The 17,685-nt window shown below is 55.7% G+C and carries 15 protein-coding genes; 10 read left to right on the top strand and 5 right to left on the bottom strand.

Features of this window, described 5'->3' with window-relative positions; genetic code table 11:
* Window positions 1-14 precede the first annotated feature (14 nt).
* Window positions 15-788 carry a DUF6062 family protein gene (locus P8Z34_00135; GenBank protein MEJ2549072.1) on the top strand — a complete coding sequence of 258 codons (774 nt, stop codon included), beginning with the start codon at window positions 15-17 and terminating at the stop codon, window positions 786-788.
* A gap of 57 nt (window positions 789-845) precedes the next feature.
* On the opposite strand, the gene P8Z34_00130 is transcribed toward P8Z34_00135, so the two are convergent.
* The 4 genes from P8Z34_00130 to P8Z34_00115 form a co-directional block, all read right to left on the bottom strand.
* Window positions 846-1,280, bottom strand: a complete 435-nt coding sequence (locus tag P8Z34_00130) for a CBS domain-containing protein (GenBank protein ID MEJ2549071.1) — start codon at window positions 1,278-1,280, stop codon at window positions 846-848.
* A 200-nt stretch (window positions 1,281-1,480) separates the two neighbouring features.
* Window positions 1,481-3,370: an ABC transporter ATP-binding protein gene (locus P8Z34_00125; GenBank protein ID MEJ2549070.1), complete on the bottom strand. Its 1,890-nt coding sequence runs from the start codon at window positions 3,368-3,370 to the stop codon at window positions 1,481-1,483.
* Window positions 3,367-5,607, bottom strand: a complete 2,241-nt coding sequence (locus P8Z34_00120; GenBank protein ID MEJ2549069.1) for an ABC transporter ATP-binding protein — start codon at window positions 5,605-5,607, stop codon at window positions 3,367-3,369. Before P8Z34_00120 ends, P8Z34_00125 begins: the two co-directional genes overlap by 4 nt.
* Window positions 5,608-5,632: 25 nt before the next feature.
* A complete protein-coding gene (locus P8Z34_00115; GenBank protein ID MEJ2549068.1) occupies window positions 5,633-6,091 on the bottom strand; it encodes a MarR family winged helix-turn-helix transcriptional regulator in 459 nt (152 codons plus the stop codon).
* Window positions 6,092-6,417: 326 nt separating this feature from the next.
* Between P8Z34_00115 and ssb the strand changes: the two genes are divergently transcribed.
* The 8 genes from ssb (at window position 6,418) to recN (ending at window position 11,827) form a co-directional block, all read left to right on the top strand.
* Window positions 6,418-6,825, top strand: coding sequence for a single-stranded DNA-binding protein (gene ssb / locus P8Z34_00110; GenBank protein ID MEJ2549067.1), 408 nt, complete (start codon window positions 6,418-6,420; stop codon window positions 6,823-6,825).
* A gap of 72 nt (window positions 6,826-6,897) precedes the next feature.
* Window positions 6,898-7,248 (top strand): DUF3467 domain-containing protein, encoded by a 351-nt coding sequence (locus P8Z34_00105; GenBank protein MEJ2549066.1) that lies wholly within the window; start codon window positions 6,898-6,900, stop codon window positions 7,246-7,248.
* A 5-nt stretch (window positions 7,249-7,253) separates the two neighbouring features.
* Window positions 7,254-7,889 carry a haloacid dehalogenase gene (locus P8Z34_00100; GenBank protein ID MEJ2549065.1) on the top strand — a complete coding sequence of 212 codons (636 nt, stop codon included), beginning with the start codon at window positions 7,254-7,256 and terminating at the stop codon, window positions 7,887-7,889.
* A 3-nt stretch (window positions 7,890-7,892) separates the two neighbouring features.
* Complete coding sequence (locus tag P8Z34_00095) at window positions 7,893-8,141, top strand: Dna2/Cas4 domain-containing protein (GenBank protein ID MEJ2549064.1); 249 nt, start codon at window positions 7,893-7,895, stop codon at window positions 8,139-8,141.
* A 3-nt stretch (window positions 8,142-8,144) separates the two neighbouring features.
* A complete protein-coding gene (locus tag P8Z34_00090) occupies window positions 8,145-8,654 on the top strand; it encodes a Dna2/Cas4 domain-containing protein (protein ID MEJ2549063.1) in 510 nt (169 codons plus the stop codon).
* Between the two features lie 35 nt (window positions 8,655-8,689).
* On the top strand, window positions 8,690-9,559 hold the full coding sequence (locus tag P8Z34_00085; GenBank protein MEJ2549062.1) for an NAD(+)/NADH kinase: 870 nt from the start codon (window positions 8,690-8,692) through the stop codon (window positions 9,557-9,559).
* Window positions 9,559-10,101, top strand: coding sequence for a B-box zinc finger protein (locus tag P8Z34_00080; protein MEJ2549061.1), 543 nt, complete (start codon window positions 9,559-9,561; stop codon window positions 10,099-10,101). The genes P8Z34_00085 and P8Z34_00080 overlap by 1 nt, the downstream gene beginning before the upstream one ends.
* 7 nt (window positions 10,102-10,108) lie before the next feature.
* Entirely contained in the window at window positions 10,109-11,827 is a 1,719-nt protein-coding gene (gene recN / locus P8Z34_00075) for a DNA repair protein RecN (protein ID MEJ2549060.1), read from the top strand.
* A gap of 124 nt (window positions 11,828-11,951) precedes the next feature.
* Here recN and P8Z34_00070 read toward each other — a convergent pair whose 3' ends face one another.
* Window positions 11,952-14,426 carry an AAA family ATPase gene (locus tag P8Z34_00070; protein MEJ2549059.1) on the bottom strand — a complete coding sequence of 825 codons (2,475 nt, stop codon included), beginning with the start codon at window positions 14,424-14,426 and terminating at the stop codon, window positions 11,952-11,954.
* 339 nt (window positions 14,427-14,765) lie between these two features.
* On the opposite strand from P8Z34_00070, the gene P8Z34_00065 reads away from it, so the two are divergent.
* A complete protein-coding gene (locus tag P8Z34_00065; GenBank protein MEJ2549058.1) occupies window positions 14,766-17,678 on the top strand; it encodes a PAS domain S-box protein in 2,913 nt (970 codons plus the stop codon).
* Window positions 17,679-17,685: the final 7 nt, after the last annotated feature.

Below are 17,685 nucleotides of genomic sequence, written 5' to 3'. Positions count from 1 at the left end.
GGTGAGGTTGAACCGTGGATTCGAAAATCAAACAAGTGCTGCCGAAGATTGACCTGAAAATCGGTCGAAGCGATCGAAAAGACTCGAAACCTTTCAGTTACTACGATCTGATCGACGTGCTCGAGCACCCGGGCTGCCCCGTGTGCAATCTGCTGGTGCAGAAATCGGATCGGTATCTCGATTCCATCTTCTCCGAGATGCTCCTCAACCCCGAAACCCAACAGGCATTCCGGGAGCGGAGAGGGTTATGCGCGCTGCACAGCGCCAGGGCGACCGAATACATCGGTGGATCGCTGGAGATCGCCATGCTGTACACCGTCGGTCTCGAGGAAGTGGTCAACGCTTTTATGGCAGACTCGCCAAATGGAAATGGGGGTTGGCTGCAGAATTTCACCGCTCGCAGCCAGTCGGCCCTGGAAAATCATCTGGCCCCCAGCGGAGCGTGTGCGGTCTGCAGTTATATGGTGGAATGCGAGCAGCGCTATATCGAAACGCTGGGCAAGTACATCAGCGATCGAAAGCTGGAGAAGGCGTTCGAAGCGTCCGAAGGTCTTTGTCTGCCGCATTTTCGCATCGCACTTCGGGAGATCAACGAAGACCCCGCGAGAGATCTTCTGGTTGCGCTGCAGAAATCGATATGGACGGAGCTAAAAAGAGACCTCGATTCGTTCATCGCCAAGAGCAATTACCTGCACCAACATGAAATTAATCCGCGCGAAGGTGAAAGCTGGCGCCGCGTGATGCGCATTGCCGGAAAGAGCGGCGTCTTCGGCCCCGACCGATTCTGAATCGGATGGAATGTTCCACCCACGCTCTTTAGGATTGAACCTCGCTCAGTTCAGAGTTCAACGTGTGCCAGTTATGTAATTTTCCAATTGAGCGATCATGAACTCTTGCTGCTCGATCGTGCTCTTGACCACGTCGCCGATCGAGATCACGCCGACCACCTCGCCCGTTTCGACGACGGGCAAATGGCGGATTCGCTCTTCGGTCATGAGAGACATTGCGGCCTGGATGTTGTCGGCGGGTGAGAGGGAATAAACGTTCCGGGTCATGATGTCACGGACGAGCTTCTCCATCGAAGCACTCCCGCCGGCGGCCACTTCACGGGCGTAATCGCGCTCGGAGAAAATGCCGACGAGTTTCCGGTTTTCCATCACCAGGAGTGCGCCGACGTCTTTTTCGGCCATCAACTTAAGCGCCGTGAAAATCGACGCCTCAGGCGGCACGGACCAGACGTCAAACCCCTTGGATTCGAGCAATTGACGGACAGTAATCATGGCAATATCCTCCCCTAAAAGGAGTTTACGGATGTAATAAGTCTACTTTAACACAGGCAGAATAGCAAGGAGATAGGCGAGCAACGACTTGTTGGCATCGAGCCTGTTTCGGGAGGCGGCGCGGACACAGGTTTCACGCCGCTCCACCTCGGAGCCTGAGCACATCGGACGTGACAGCGCCTGAGGATTACCCGGCGCGGTCAAGCGACTTCGGCATATTCGAATTGACTGTTATACAACTCGGCGTAGAAACCGTTTCGCGCCAGCAGTTCTTCATGTTTGCCCTGTTCGACGATGTCTCCCTCGTTCATCACCAGGATCAGATCAGCGTTGCGAATCGTGGAAAGACGATGGGCGATGATGAAGCTGGTGCGGTTGCGCATCAGGTTGTCCATCGCTTTCTGGATCAACACCTCCGTGCGGGTGTCGACCGAACTGGTCGCCTCATCCAAAATCAACATGCGCGGATCGAGCGTTATCGCACGCGCAATCGTGAGCAGCTGTTTCTGCCCCTGAGAAATGTTGGAAACTTCTTCGTTGAGCACAAGATTGTAACCTTCAGGCAGCGTGCGCACGAAGTGATCGACGTGTGCGGCTTTCGCCGCGGCGATCACTTCCTCGTCGCTGGCGCTCGGCTTTCCATAGCGGATGTTCTCCATGACGGTGTTGTTGTACAACCAGGTATCCTGCAGCACCATACCGAACAAGCAGCGCAAATCCGCGCGCCGGAAATCCTTGATGTTGTGCTCATCGATCAGAATGGCGCCCTCATCAACGTCGTAAAATCGCATCAGCAATTTGACCATGGTCGTCTTTCCGGCGCCCGTCGGTCCTACGATGGCGATCTTCTGCCCGGGTTGGACGTCGGCGGAAAAATCCTTGATCACGACTTCGTCCGCCGTGTAGCCGAAGCGAACGTGCTGAAATTCGACGTGGCCCTCGATCTCATCGGGCTGCACGGGGTTTTCGACGTCCGGAATTTCCTCTTCCTCATCGAGGAATTCAAAGACACGCTCCGCCGCCGCAGCGGTTTGCTGGAGGATGTTGGAAATGTTGGCGATCTGCTGAATGGGTTGCGTGAAGGAGCGCACGTATTGGATGAAAGCCTGGATGTCGCCCACGGTGATCGTTTGCTGGATCGCCAGGTAACCTCCAAGAATGGCGATACCTACGTATGCGAGGTTGCTGACGACGTTCATGATCGGCATGATCAGGCCGGTGAAGAACTGGGATTTCCATGCCGAGCTGTACAGCGTGTCGTTCAATCCATCAAAACGTTCGATGCTTTCGGCTTCCCCGTTGAAGGCCTTCATCACCAGGTGTCCGCCAAACATTTCTTCGACGTGGCCGTTGACGTGGCCGAGATAGTCCTGCTGCTGCATGAAGTATTTTTGGGATTGACTGACCACCAGGACGACGATTCCCGCCGAGAGTGGGATGATCAGCAAGGCGATAAGCGTCATCTTCCAACTGATCGAGATCATCATGACCAAAACGCCGATCACCGTGACGACCGATGTGACGATCTGCGAAAGGCTTTGACTCAACGTCTGATTGACCGTATCCACGTCGTTGGTAATGCGTGAAAGCACTTCACCCTGGCTGGTTCTGTCGAAGTATTCAAAAGGCATACGGTTGATCTTGTCTGCAATATCCCTACGGAAGCGGTAGGTGATGTCCGTAGAAATCGAGGCCATGATCCAACCCTGGATGAACGAGAACAACGTAGAAGCCAGATACAGCGCCAGCGTGATCAAGATGATCCGGCCGATGTAACCGAAATCGACTCCGCTGCCCGTCCCCGTAACGATCCCGATGACGCCCTCGAACAACTTCGTCGTTGCCTGACCCAAAATCTTGGGTCCGACGATGGCGAAAATCGTTGAAGCCACCGCGAAGAGCATCACGATCACGATGGCGGTCTTGTAGGAACCAAGGTATGCGATCAACTTGCGCATCGTGCCCTTGAAATCCCGCGCTCGGTCCCCTTTCAGCATGGCCATCGGCCCGCCGTGGCCCATTGGTCCGCGACCGCGCATCAGCCCGCGAGGTCTAGGCTGCGATGATGAATTACCGTCACGAGAATTCATGCCAACTCCTCCTCGCTCAACTGCGAGCGGGCGATTTCCTGATACGTTTCGCAGGTCTGCATCAATTCCTGATGCCTGCCTTTTCCCACCACCTTGCCTTCCTCGAGCACGACGATTTGGTCGGCGCTCTTCACCGTCGCCACACGCTGCGTGACGATCAGAATCGTTGAATCGCCGGTGTTTTCCTCGAGCGCCATGCGCAGCTTTGAATCGGTTTTAAAATCCAGCGCCGAGAAACTATCGTCGAAGATATAGATCGGAGGCATCTTCACCAGTGCGCGGGCGATCGCCAGGCGCTGACGCTGCCCGCCGGAAACGTTGGTGCCTCCCTGGGCAACCTGTGCCTCGAAGCCATCATCGTCGGCAAAGATAAAATCGCTGGCCTGGGCGATGTCGACGGCTTTCTGCAGGGTTTCATCGCTGGCATCTTGATCGGCGTACCGCAAATTGCTTTCGATGGTCCCCGAGAACAGCATGCCTTTTTGTGGAACGTAGCCAATCTTGTCGCGCAGGTCATGCTGCCGCACATCGCGAACATCGATCCCGTCCAGGGAGATGCTTCCTCCGGTCACGTCGTAGAAACGCGGGATGAGGTTGATCACCGTCGATTTGCCGCAGCCCGTCGAACCGATGAAAGCCGTGGTCTCGCCGGGGTAGGCGGTGAAGCTGATATCGTGCAGCACGTCGTCCATCGCGCCCGGGTAGCGGAAATAGACGTTGCGGAATTCGATCTCGCCATGGAAATCAGGCCGGAATTGCTTCGGCTGCTCCGGATCCTTGATGGCGATCTCGGTTTCTAGCACGTCGGCGATGCGATCGCCGGAGACCGCCGCCCTGGGCAAGAAGATGAACATCATCGACATCATCATGAAGGAGAAGACAATCTGCATGGCGTACTGCAGGAAGGCCATCATGTCACCAACCTGCATGTTTGCCTCCGCGACCTGATGCGCCCCGACCCAGATGATGCCCAACGATAAGCCGTTCATCAGCAGCATCATCACGGGCATCATCGTGACCATCACGCGAGCGATGAACAGACTGGTATCGGTCAATTTACGGTTGGCGTCGTCAAAACGTGCCGCTTCGTCATCCTGCTTGTTGAAGGCGCGAATGACCATCATTCCCGATAAATGCTCGCGCATCACCAGGTTGAGGCGGTCGATCAGACTCTGCATAATCTTGAACTTCGGCAGCGCCATGGTGAAAGCCACCAGGATGACGCTGAGCAATGCGCCGACGATCACAGCGATGATCCACCACATCTGCGCACTCTTGTCGACGGCACGGATGATGGCGCCGACGCCGAGAATCGGGGCATAAATGACCAGGCGCATGATCATGAAAATAACCCTCTGTATCTGGGTCACGTCGTTGGTCGAACGAGTAATCAACGAAGCTGTTGAAAACTTGTCGAATTCCGCGCTGGTGAAATTCTCCACTTTTTTGAACACATCTTTACGAACGTCGCGTGCCGCTCCTGCAGCCGTTTTGGCGGCCATGTAGCCGACGGCGATGGTACACAAGCCGCCGACGATCGATACCAAGAGCATCAGGCCGCCCGTGCGCAGGATGTAATTGGTCTGCAGTTGGCCGGTGTCCACACCGAGTGCCTCGTATTCCGTGCGAACGGCCTCGACGGCCATCTGGGTGGTCATGCTGGCCCCGAGGTTCGTGGCAATTTCGTCTATTCTGTCTCTTACCGTGGTCAGTTGAGCGGCCGGCAAGCTTTTCAGAAAGTCGAAAACATCCATCCCTGCCGGTATCTTGGAGAGATCGAAATTGAATCCCAGATTCATCGACGGTGCCTGGGACGGGTTGGCGATCATTCGTTCGATGCCGGAAACGGCCAACCAGGACTTTCCCATGATGGGATTCAGAGCATCGATCTCCTGCCGAGCGATATCTTTGCGCACGTAAACCGGCTCCGTCGCCAGAATGGGATAATCTTGAATGTACTGCTCCGCTTGCGGCGTGCCAGGCTTCACGAGAAGATAATCGTCCAACACGCGTGAGGATTCATCATCGCTCATGAAGATTTGAAGCCGTTCCATTTCGCTCTGACGAACGGCGATCGGCACGGCGTTTTCGACGCCGTTCTGCTGGATTCCGTTGTTAACGATCTTCGAGAGATAATCAGGCAGCGCAAGATTCGCATTTGCCTGAACGAACAACAGCAAGATGGATAAGACGATGAAAAAGGCGTAGGGTTTCAGGTATTTCCGCAATCGCAGCATGTAAGCTTGCTCCTCGATATAACCTTCAGTGTTCGGATTCGTTGGGAGAGCGCAGTTGGGTGGCCTTTTCGATCAAGGTATCCAACGCCGTCGTGATCTGTTTTCTTTCACCGGGTGAAAGCAGATCGAATATATCATCCAACCAACTCACGCGGGCACAGATGGCCTCTTCCATTATCCGCTGACCTTTATCCGTCAGCACAATTTGCTTGACACGACGATCAGCCGGATCCTCGGTGCGCTGGATCAAATCCTGCTGCACCAGCCGATCCAGCATCTGGCTCGCCGCAGCGCTGCTCACACCGATGTGATCGCCCAGATCGGTGACCCCGGCGCTGCCCATGTGATGGAGATGGATCAATGCGCCACATTGGGACATTGAAAGCCCGTTTTCCTTTGCATAACGGATGAAATTGCGCATCGAGTTGCGCATGAAGATTTCCATCCAATCACGCAATTGATTCATGAGCGCATCATCATCCATTATGCTTAACCTCCCTTAATAGTTAAGGAGTTTGAAATATAAACGTAACTTAAGAATGTGTCAAGGGAAGGATCCGGTGCCAATTTGGTCCGGGCCGTTTAGCGATCTTTAAACCCGGGAGATGGGACGAGCCGGACGAGATGCGCACGTCACTCTCTTTTAATTCGCGTTTGTGGGTCAGATGCGAAAGAGCTCGAAGGTGTTTCGATGTTGACAAGCATTTCTTTCATAGTACAATTGTTCTATAGCCGGTGGGTAACTGAAAGATGCGCACGGCCACCCGGGCCGGAACGATACCTAAACCCCCATCGGAGAGGAGAAATCCCATGTTCCACACCATCATTCTTGTCGGCAATCTTGGCCGCGATCCTGAGATGCGCTACACACCCAGCGGTCAGGCGGTGTGCAATCTCAGCGTAGCCACCAACCGCACCTGGTCACGCGACGGCGAGCAGCAGAAAGAAACCGCCTGGTTCCGCGTGACGGTCTGGGGACGGCAGGCAGAGACGGTAAACCAATATCTGCGCAAAGGCCGCAGCGTCCTGGTCGAAGGCCGCCTCAACCCCGACGAAAATGGCAACCCGCGTATTTGGACCGGCAACGACGGCCAGCCACGCGCATCCTTCGAAGTCACGGCTCAAACCATCCGCTTCCTGGGAGGGCGCGGGGACGAAGGTGGTTTTGATGCGGATCAAGGCATGGCGCCACAATCCGAAGACGAGATCCCCTTCTAAGGTTAAATCCACGAGATGCCCTCAGCCCAATCCTATACTGCTGAGGGCAACCTTTCCCTCTGGAGTTTGTCTATGTCCAAGAGCGCAGGAAAACCCAAAGTACCCGGCCGCATCCGAGTCAATCTACCCCAACAGCTTCAGGCCACGTATTCCAATTTCGCCCTGATCAGCCATTCACGTTCCGAATTCATCATCGATTACGCGCAAATCCTGCCCCAGGTCGCGCAGGCCAACGTTCTCGCCCGCGTCGTGATGACGGCCTTCAACACCAAACTGCTCCTACGCGCGTTAACGGAACACATGGCCCGCTTCGAAGCGGAGCATGGCGAAATCGAGCTCCCAGAAGGCACTTCCCTGGCAGACCAGCTATTTAAGGGCGTACCCCCGGATTCGCCCGACTCAAACCCTACGGACGAAGAGTGATTCTTATGGATAAACTCGAAGCCATCGGCGAAGAGATTCGCGAGTACCTCGAAATTAAGAATGCGGCGCGAGATCGTGCCCTGCAACAAACGCGTAAAATCATACGCCATTGTTCGCGAGCCATCCGCGCTGCGCACCGTGATGAACTCGACGTTTGCCAGGAACAACTGCAAGGAGCGACCGATCTCATCGCGATGTTGAAAGAGACTCTGGCAGAATACCCCGATCTTTTCCACGCAGGATACACGCGCAGCGCGCTGCGGGAATTTGTGGAAGCCAGCATCGTCCAGGCGCTGCTCGCTGACGATCCCTTGCCCTCTCCGAAGAAATTGGATGTGGATTATGCAGCCTATCTAAGCGGGCTGGGTGAAGCAGCGGGAGAACTACGCCGCCGCATTCTCGACATTCTTCGCCACGACAAATTCGCCGAAGCGGAACGACTGCTTGATTACATGGACGAAATTTACAGCCTGCTCGTAACGATCGACTTCCCCGACGCCATCACGGACAATTTACGCCGGACAACGGACATGGTGCGAGGCGTAACCGAACGCACGCGAGGCGACCTGACTACGAGTTTTCGACAATATGAACTGAAGATGGCACTCGAATCCGTAGAAAAGAAGCTCGGGGCTGAATAGGGCGTGGCCGAACGAAACATACGCGCCTCGGAAATCGTGGAATTCGTATACTGCCAACGGGCTTGGTGGTACACCCAGCAGGGAATTCAGTCGGAGGAAACCCAAAGGCGCCAGGCCATGGGGAATCAAATCCATGGCCGCCATGGTCGCGCGGTCATTCTGACGGGATGCCTGCGCACGCTGGGCTATGTCTTTCTAACTGCGGCGTTCGTCAGCGGGGTTGCCTATCTCGCCTCGTTGGCACTTGAGTGAAAGATGCCGATCGTTATTTTGATATTGTTCGTGATGGGTCTGTTCATCCTGCGCATCGCAAGCCGGCAGTATGCCCTCGTCGGTCTTCCGCACGGCAAAGTCATCTACCTGGATACAACGAAGCTCGATCCTACGCCAAACGCGCTCTACGATCCTGTAACCGGGCTTTCCGGTAAACCCGACTATCTCATCCGGGAGCATGAGGGAATCATTCCCGTCGAATTGAAGTCCGGAAGAGCGCCCCTGCAACCCTACCCAGGACACGCCTACCAATTGGCAGCGTACTGCCATCTGGTCGATGCAATCTACGGCCGGCGCCCGCAATATGGAATCGTAAAGTATGCAGACAAATCATTCGCCATCGACTTCAATGAAGAAATGGAAAACAAGCTGCTCGACATCCTCGCTGAAATCCGGCGCTGCGAACAACGTATTCCGGATCGTTCACACGATTCGCCCAGACGATGCCGCGCCTGCGGCCACCGGGAAATCTGCGACCAGGGTTTGGACTAAAACGAAACCAAGAACCCTCAGCTATAATACAAACGATGACTCTAGATGCATTTATTCCGCAACGCGTTGCCATCGCCTCGCATCCGACCGTTGAAGCGGCGGGAGAACTGGCGGACGAAATCTCCGCATACCTCGCAGCCCGCGACGTAACGACGACCTCCGCCGGTCTCTACGATGAAGAAATGCGCAACGTTGTCTTGAAAGGCGGCGTCGACCTACTTGTTGCCGTCGGCGGTGATGGGACGATGCTGCGCGCCAGTCACCTCTGTGCGGCTCCTCACGTGCCCATTTTGGGAATCAAACTTGGACACCTGGGTTTCCTCACGGAAGCCCCTCACGATAATTGGAAGCCGGCTGTGGACCGGGTTCTGGCGGGAGAGTATCGCCTGGAAGAGCGCATGATGCTGCGTGCCAGCCACGTGCGCGCAGGCGAGACGCAGGGTTCCTGGGAATTGCTCAACGAGGCCTTCATCGGTAGAGGTGAAATGACCCGACCGGTGATTCTTAACACCGAAATCGACGGCCATCATCTTACGACCTACGTCGCCGACGGTGTGATCATCGCTACCCCAACCGGTTCCACGGCCTATGCACTTGCGGCAGGCGGGCCCATCTTGCCCCCGGAGCTTCGCAACGTACTGATCGTTCCTGTAGCGCCACATCTGTCCGTCGACCGAGCCGTCGTTTTGTCGGAAGGTTCCTGGGTGCGCGTCGAGATCCACATGGATCATCAAGGTGCACTCAGTATCGACGGTCAAGCGCCGATTCCGCTGCAGGACGGCGATCAAGTCGAGGTGTGCGCAAGCGAACACTCAATCTACTTCGTGCGTTTCGAAGACGCGGATTATTTCTACCGCAATCTGACGATGCACATGAACAGGAACCCATCCGCAGGAGCCGCATAATGAGTGGCCAGGTAATGGTATGCGTCAACCATCCGAACCGGGAAACCAGGCTGCGCTGCAATCGCTGCAATCAACCGATTTGCGCATCTTGTGCCGTGCAGACACCTGTCGGTTACCGCTGCCGATCGTGCATTCAAGGACAGCAGAAGATTTTTGAAACAGCACGACGGCACGATCTGCCCGTCGCGTTCGGGGTGGCCGCCGTTGCCGTATCGATCGCAGCCGCCATCTTAAACTACTTGAGTTTTTGGGGCATATTTGTAGCGCCGGTCGTGGGCGGTGGAATCGCGGAAGTTGTGCGTTGGTTCACCCGCCGCAGACGAAGCCAGCGCTTGCCGCTCGCTGCCGCTATCGGCGGCGGCGTCGGAGTCGCCGCATATTTAGGCTACTTCGCACTCTCCAATCTGGGTCTGAACTTCGCTTCGAGCGGAATCAACACAGCCCTACTCGGCGGTATGATCCCATCTTTCATCTGGCCCGTCGTACATGGTGTGCTTATGATCTCAGCAACTTACTATCGTTTGAAAGGGATCCGTCTTTAATCGTCCCATGCTGACTGAACTTCGAATTCAGAATTTTGCAATTATCGATGAATTGAAGCTCAAGCTGGCTTCAGGATTCATCGTATTCACCGGTGAGACCGGCGCCGGCAAATCCATTATCATCGATGCCGTAGAAATGCTGCTGGGAGGACGTGCGGACAGCACGATGGTCCGCAGCGGCGCCGAGCACGCCTTACTGGAAGGGGATTTTTCCCTAGAACCCGCAATTCGCCAGGAAGTGCATGCAATTCTGGAACGAGAAGAGCTGCTCGATGATCCCGATCACGTCACGATCGGGCGTGAAATCCGAGCCCAGGGCCGCAATATCTGCCGCATCAACGGCCGCACCGTAAATTTGGGATTGCTGCGCGAATTGGGCGAATTGTTGGTCGACGTGCATGGACAATCCGAGCACCTCAGCCTGCTGCGCGTACGCGAGCACCTTCATCTCCTCGATCGTTTTGCACACGTCGAAGGACTGCAGGCAACATTTCACGAGGCGTATCGGCAGTTTCAAAGCGTTCAAAAGGAGTTCTCCGATTTACGGCGGCGTGAGCAGGATGCTGCCCGGAGAGCGGACCTACTCAACTTCCAGATCAACGAAATCGATTCCGCCGTATTGCAGATCGGAGAGGACGAAACGCTGCTCGCGGAACGCATCCGCCTTGCAAATGCGGAACAACTTGCCTCTTTCGTGGAGAAAGCGCTCGCGCTGCTGGATGACGCACCCGTCGGCGTCGAGACGGTATCCGAGCTGTTGGGGAAAACGGCGCATGCGATCGAAGGTTTGGCGAAGGTTGACGAAAGCATGCAGGCTGCGCAGGTCGACGCGCAGACACTGATCGAACAATGCAGCGATCTCGCACGTCGATTACGGCGCTACCAGGAGGGGATCGAATTCAACCCGACACGCCTGGATGAAGTCGAGGAACGTCTGGGACTGATCCACTCGCTGCAGCGGAAATATGGCGGGACGATAGAAGAGATTCTCGATCGCGCCGAAGAAGCTCGCCAGGAACTCGAAACGATAACCCATGCCGAAGAACGCATCCACGAACTCGCTATCGAAAATGAAAAATGGCTCAAGCGCATCGCCGAGATCGGAGAAGACCTCTCGCGCACCCGCCGTCAGGCAGCGGATGAACTATCGCAGGCTATCGAAGCCGAATTGACCGATCTGCGCATGCAGGGCGCACAATTCGCCGTCGATCAGACGTGGCAAGACGATCCCCAGGGTGCACCTGTCGGCGATCGAAACGTCGCATTCGACGCCACCGGCCTCGATCAGGTGGAATTTCTCATCGCCCCAAATCCCGGCGAAGGACTCAAACCACTGGTGAAGATCGCGTCGGGCGGCGAGACCTCGCGCCTGATGCTGGGATTGAAAAGCGTGTTGGCCAATGCGGATCGCACACCCACCTTGATCTTCGACGAGATCGATCAAGGCATCGGCGGGCGAGTGGGCGCCATCGTCGGCCAGAAACTACGTGGATTAGCGCTGGAGCATCAAGTTCTCTGCGTCACCCATCTCCCCCAATTGGCCGCCTACGGAAACCAGCATTACAAAGTGGAGAAGCGCGTCGAGGGAGGAAGGACGATTACGATGGCGCGCGCGCTAAAAGAACCCGAGAACATTCCCGAACTGGCGTTGATGCTGGGGGGAGTTACGGAATCGAATCTGGAGAGCGCGGCCGATCTGCTGCGTCAGGCAACAGGGACCGGCTGAACGTTATCCGGCGGGTTTCAGGCGTCTGATACCCGGGGGAAAAGCATCCTCCACAGGTCACGTAGATCCTGGGATCGGCGTTGCCAAGCCATGACTGGCCGCGCTTCGATTCAGTAAAACAGACTCAGGCCGATACCTCGTCCTTGATTTCGATTGGCGAACCCTTGTCGAACCTTTGAAACACGATGCCCTCTTTATCGTCGTGATCGACGATCACCGTATCGCCCTCCTCGAACTCGCCCTGGAGAATCTTGACCGAAAGCGGACTTTCGATGTGCTTCTGCAGCGCTCTACGCAGCGGGCGGGCTCCGAAAGCGGGATCGTAGCCTTCCTCGGACAGCCACGTTCGGGCTTGGTCGCTTAATTGAACGTTCAAGCCGTATTCGGCCAGTCGTTCCTGAATTTGCTCCATTTGCAGATCGACGATGGACAACATCTGCTCGGATGACAGCGGAGAGAAGATGATGATTTCATCTATGCGGTTGAGGAACTCCGGCCGGAACGTGTCCTTCAGTGCCTTTTCGATCTTTTCCTCCGACTTGCGCTGATCGTCCAAGCCACCTTGGCCGTGGAAACCCAGCGTCCCCGCATGGGTGACGAATTCGGTTCCGAGGTTGGAGGTCATGATCAGAACCGTGTTGCGGAAATCGACCGTGCGTCCCTGGCCATCCGTCAAGCGCCCATCGTCGAGGATTTGAAGCAACGAATTCCACACCTCAGGATGCGCCTTCTCGATTTCGTCGAAGAGGATGACGCGGTACGGGCGGTGACGTACGGCCTCCGTAAGTTGGCCGCCTTCCTCGTAACCGATGTAACCCGGAGGAGCCCCGAAGAGACGCGAAGCGGTGTGCTGTTCGCGGTACTCACTCATGTCTACCCGCACCAGCGCATCCTCGTTGTCGAACATGAATTCCGCCAACGCCTTCGCCATTTCAGTTTTTCCAACGCCCGAGGAACCGAGGAATATGAACGAGCCGATCGGCCGTCTTGGATCCTTCAAGCCTGCACGTGCACGACGAATGGCGTCCGCCAAGGCTTGAATGGCCTCATCCTGACCGACGATTCTCTCGTGGATACGTTCTTCCATGTGCAGCAATTTCTCCGCCTCGGTTTCCATCATCTGACTCACGGGAATTCCCGTCCACATATGCACGACTTCGGCGATGTCCTTCGCGTCGACCACTTCGTCGAGCTGGTGTTCGGCTTCCCAATTGTCACGCTTCTCGTGAAAATCAGTCTCCACACGGATGCGTTCCGCCTTTTTCTCCGCCGCACGCTCGTAATCCCGCTCGACGCCCGCATGTTCTTCTTCGGCGAGGAGTCGATCGATCTCGGCTTTCATTTCTTTCAAATCGTCGGGAAGCGAGTACAGCGCCACGCGCAGTTTCGCAGCGGCCTCATCGATCAGGTCGATCGCCTTGTCCGGGAGATGGCGGTCTGTGACGTAGCGCTGCGATAGCCGGGCGGCAGCAATGAGGGCCTCATTGGAGAAATGTACTTTGTGGTGCGCTTCGTAGCGGTCGCGCAGTCCCTGCAGCATTTCGATCGTCTCTTCGACCGACGGCTCCTCGACGTACACGGGTGCGAAGCGTCTTTCCAACGCAGCATCCTTTTCGATATGTTTGTGGTATTCATCGAGCGTCGTCGCGCCGATGCACTGCAGTTCACCGCGAGCCAAAGCGGGTTTCAACATGTTGGAGGCATCCATCGCACCCTGTGCGGCCCCCGCGCCAACGACGGTGTGCAGCTCGTCGATCATGAGAATGATGTCGCCTTCCGCGCGCTGGATCTCTTCGATAGCCGCCTTAAGACGCTCCTCAAATTCTCCACGGAAGCGTGATCCGGCGATCATCGCGCCCAGGTCCAAAGACACCACCTGCCGGCCGCCGAGGATTTCGGGGACGTCGTTGTCGGCGATTTTTTGTGCCAGCCCCTCGACGATGGCCGTTTTGCCGACGCCCGCTTCACCGATGAGAACCGGGTTGTTTTTGGTGCGCCGGGAAAGGATCTGGATCACCCGCAGGATTTCTTGATCCCGTCCGATGACCGGATCGAGCTTTCCCTCCTTGGCCAACTGGGTCAAGTCGCGAGAGTATTTTTCGAGCGTGCGGTAGCGCGATTCCGCTTTGCGATCGGTGACTCGTTGTCCGCCGCGGATTTCCTTGATTGCGTTGTAAACGCGATCTTTGGTGATCCCCTCCTCAGCAAGCAGGCGGGAGATCGTCGTATTGCGTTCGGAGAGGATGGCCAGGAACAGGTGCTCGGTGGAAATGTATTCGTCCTCCAGGCGGCTTGCCTCCTGATTGGCCATATCGACCACACGCTTGACGCGCGGTGTAATAAAAATCTGGCCCGCACCACCGCCGTATATGTTTGCCTTCGGCGTGCTGCGCAGTTGATTGTCGATACGGTCGCTCAGAGAGCCGATATCGACGTTGAGCTTTTCCAAAATCTGCGTAATCACACCCTGTGGCTGCTCGATGAGCGCCAGGAGAATGTGCTCCGTATCGATCTGGTTGTGACCATAGCGCTGGATGATTTCTGCAGCGCGTTGAGCGGCATCTTGAGCGCGCTCGGTAAAGCGATCAAAACGCATCATGTGAACCTTCCTTATTCGTACGCCATTGACGGCGCACGTCATAACCTCATTATATCTACCGCGTGGGGATGATAGCATAAGAAACATATAAGAAGCCACTCGAAAAATTCCACCCAAGTTGTAGGTCAGCCGTAAGGTATAAGAATCTCGGAATGCAATAATATTGATGTACTGTATTGCGTGTGCCCTCCCGGTAGGGCACACATTTTGAAACAACTTGCAGTCTCTTGCCGTCTCAGACACCAAGGGGTAAGAACTCTAGCGGATGCTCTCCCGAGCCGTGGTTGACTGCGGCTCAAGAGCTCCAACATGGTGGGTTTGAACTTGCAGATACCAGCATTGACACTATTATTGCTCTTCGCGGCGGCGTCTTCTGCAGCCATGTCCTTCTTCGTTTTGCGGAACACCTTTCTTGCGAGAGCCAAGTACTTCATCGCCGCACTGTTCATTTCCTGTGCGCTCTGGCTGATCGGCGCCGCAATGCAGCCCACAAGCGTCACTGTGTCGACGAAGCTGTTTTGGGAAAACATCCGTATGATCGGCTGTATTGCCCTCCCGACGGCTTATTTTTTGGTCATCGTGAATTACTCCAACAACGACCGCTGGCTTTCTCGAAAGCTGCTGATGGCGCTGGCCGTTCCTCCCGCCTTCTTCCTGCTGCTGCTTCTCACCAATCCGGCCTTTCACTTCTTTTGGTCCAAAGTTGCCATCGACGAAAGCGCTGCAACTCCCGTGCTGGCGATGACCGGAGGTTGGGGATACTGGGCGCACATCGTCTATTCCTTCGTGCTGCTCCTGACCAGCATGATCCTTCTGGTGCGCATGCTTCCCCTTGCCGAGTACTCACAACGAGGGCAGATTTTTCTCCTGCTTCTGGCCATGCTCGCCGTCGGCGGTGCGATCATACTCAAGCTCATGGGTGTTCTCCAACTGCCCGATTACGATCCAACGGCGTTCGTCATCAGCGTCATGCTTCCTACGGCCGCCTTCGCGCTGCGGTACCTGCATTCAAGTTCAATCCTTCCCATGGCGCAAGACGCGATTATCGAAGTCCTGCCGGAAGGAATCATCGTTTTTGATTGCCAGGGTAACATCGTTTATTCAAACGAGGCCTCTAAAAGATTGTTGGATCACGATCCGAAAACGAAGATCGACGTCAGCCTCGATCGTCTTTGGCCCGGACTGCGTGAAACCCTGGTCAGCCTGCCCTTGAAGGCGGAAATCAACAACGAAGTCATTCTCTTCCATGGCAACGACGAACGGACGTACGACGTGCGCATTTCCGCATTAACCAACAATACGGATCAAATCGAAGGCCGCTTGATGACGATCCGCGACATCAGCGAACGAAAGTTGGCCGAGGCCAAACTCATCGAGAGCGAGGAACGTTATCGGCTGCTGGCAAAAAACTCCACGGACGTCATCACGCGTCACGATCCCCACGGCATCTTCCTTTACGTATCGCCCGCAAGCTTTGCGACGTTGGGATACGAACCGGATGAATTGCTGCATCAATCGATTTTTGATTACATTCACCCCGACGATCGCGAAGTCGTACTGAGAGCGCACGTGCGCATATTGTGTGAACCCAGGACGCACACCACTACCTACCGCCTGCGCCGAAAAGATGGCGACTATGTGTGGGTGGAAACCTCCAGCCGCACGATTTACGCCGCAGGCCGAGATGGCGGTGGGCCGAACGAAATCGTCTCGGTCTCGCGGGACATCACCGAACGCAAGACTGCGGAGGATGCACTGCTGTCCGAGCGTGAGAGATTGCTGGTAACGCTGCAAAGCATCGGCGACGGTGTCCTGGCGTTAAACGCACAAGGCCGCGTCGTGCTCGCCAACGCCAAGGCCGAGGAACATCTGGCAGCATTGTCCGGCGTAGGCGTAGGCGACGAACTCACACTTCTGGGGAATCGATCGCTCGAGTCATTTTTACTGCCCCCTCCGCGCGGCAAAGCCTGCCACGAAATCAAGCTGACCGAGCCCGCTCCCAGGTTTTTCGAAGTGGTTGCCCAACCAATGGGAGGCGAAACCAAATCGAGCGGCTGGGTGCTGGTCACGCGGGACATCACCGACGAACGCGAAACCCAACGCCGTGTCCAGCTTCAAGAACGCCTGGCTGCGGTCGGGCAGCTTGCGGCAGGGATCGCCCACGATTTCAACAACATCATCGGCGCCATCATCCTCTACAGCGAGATGGTGCTTCAAACGCCCGATCTCGAGGAAAAAAACCGCGAGCGCATGACGACGATTTTCCAGCAAGCCGGGCGAGCAGCCACGCTCACTCGCCAGATTCTGGATTTCAGCCGTCGAACCGTAATGGATCAAGCACCGATGGATCTGATCTCTTTCCTCAAAGAAACCGAAAAACTACTTTCGAGAACCCTGCGAGAGAACATACAGCTCAGACTGGACTGTCAGGACAATAACTGCGTGATCAACGCCGATCCAACCCGCATCCAACAAATCATCATGAACCTGGCCTTCAATGCACAAGATGCAATGCCGCACGGCGGGGAGTTGTGTTTCGAACTTTCCCACATCCGCGTCGAAGATGGAAAGTCTGGGCCGTATCGTGACATGGCGCCGGGAATCTGGATCCAGTTGAAGGTCGCCGACAGCGGCGTGGGAATGCCGCCGGAAATCACGCAGCACATATTCGAGCCCTTTTTTACCACCAAAGAGCCGGGAGCCGGCAGCGGTCTGGGCTTGGCTCAGGTTTACGGGATCGTCAAACAGCACGGCGGCTACATCGACGTCGAAAGCCGCGTCGGTCTCGGCACGACGTTCGTCATTTACTTCCCGGCGCTGGAAGTCCCCGTTGAGGAAACTGCGACGATGCCCGGAACGTTTTCAGCAAGCGGGGATCAAGAACAGATATTGGTTGTGGAAGACGACGAAGCAACCCTGAACGCCGTCTTCGAAATCCTGGAGACCTTAAATTACCGTGTTTATACGGCGCGCGACGGCCGCCAGGCGTTGGAAATCATCGAACGTGAAAACGGAAACATCGACCTGATATTGAGCGATCTGGTGCTGCCCGAAATGGGTGGCGTAGCCTTGTATCGAGAATTGGAAAATCGAAGCATCGATACCAAGATAATCTTTATGACCGGATACCCCCTCGGAACCGGCACCAAAGAATTACTCGACTACAATAAAGTAACCTGGATGCAGAAGCCCGTCCGCTCGGAGACATTGGCGAACGTCATCTACGACGCCATTAACAACGGCAAGCATTAATCAACGG

The organism is Anaerolineales bacterium (assembly GCA_037382465.1).
Lineage (GTDB): Bacteria > Chloroflexota > Anaerolineae > Anaerolineales > E44-bin32 > WVZH01.
This window is presented reverse-complemented; position numbering and strand designations above follow the sequence as displayed.

What these genes read in the sequence shown, in the direction of transcription:
- P8Z34_00130 (MEJ2549071.1), bottom strand. Translation starts at nt 1,280, where the DNA reads ATGATTACTGTCCGTCAATTGCTCGAATCCAAGGGGTTTGACGTCTGG.
- P8Z34_00125 (MEJ2549070.1), bottom strand. Translation starts at nt 3,370, where the DNA reads ATGAATTCTCGTGACGGTAATTCATCATCGCAGCCTAGACCTCGCGGG.
- P8Z34_00120 (MEJ2549069.1), bottom strand. Translation starts at nt 5,607, where the DNA reads ATGCTGCGATTGCGGAAATACCTGAAACCCTACGCCTTTTTCATCGTC.
- P8Z34_00115 (MEJ2549068.1), bottom strand. Translation starts at nt 6,091, where the DNA reads ATGGATGATGATGCGCTCATGAATCAATTGCGTGATTGGATGGAAATC.
- ssb (MEJ2549067.1), top strand. Translation starts at nt 6,418, where the DNA reads ATGTTCCACACCATCATTCTTGTCGGCAATCTTGGCCGCGATCCTGAG.
- P8Z34_00105 (MEJ2549066.1), top strand. Translation starts at nt 6,898, where the DNA reads ATGTCCAAGAGCGCAGGAAAACCCAAAGTACCCGGCCGCATCCGAGTC.
- P8Z34_00100 (MEJ2549065.1), top strand. Translation starts at nt 7,254, where the DNA reads ATGGATAAACTCGAAGCCATCGGCGAAGAGATTCGCGAGTACCTCGAA.
- P8Z34_00090 (MEJ2549063.1), top strand. Translation starts at nt 8,145, where the DNA reads ATGCCGATCGTTATTTTGATATTGTTCGTGATGGGTCTGTTCATCCTG.
- P8Z34_00085 (MEJ2549062.1), top strand. Translation starts at nt 8,690, where the DNA reads ATGACTCTAGATGCATTTATTCCGCAACGCGTTGCCATCGCCTCGCAT.
- P8Z34_00080 (MEJ2549061.1), top strand. Translation starts at nt 9,559, where the DNA reads ATGAGTGGCCAGGTAATGGTATGCGTCAACCATCCGAACCGGGAAACC.
- recN (MEJ2549060.1), top strand. Translation starts at nt 10,109, where the DNA reads ATGCTGACTGAACTTCGAATTCAGAATTTTGCAATTATCGATGAATTG.
- P8Z34_00070 (MEJ2549059.1), bottom strand. Translation starts at nt 14,426, where the DNA reads ATGATGCGTTTTGATCGCTTTACCGAGCGCGCTCAAGATGCCGCTCAA.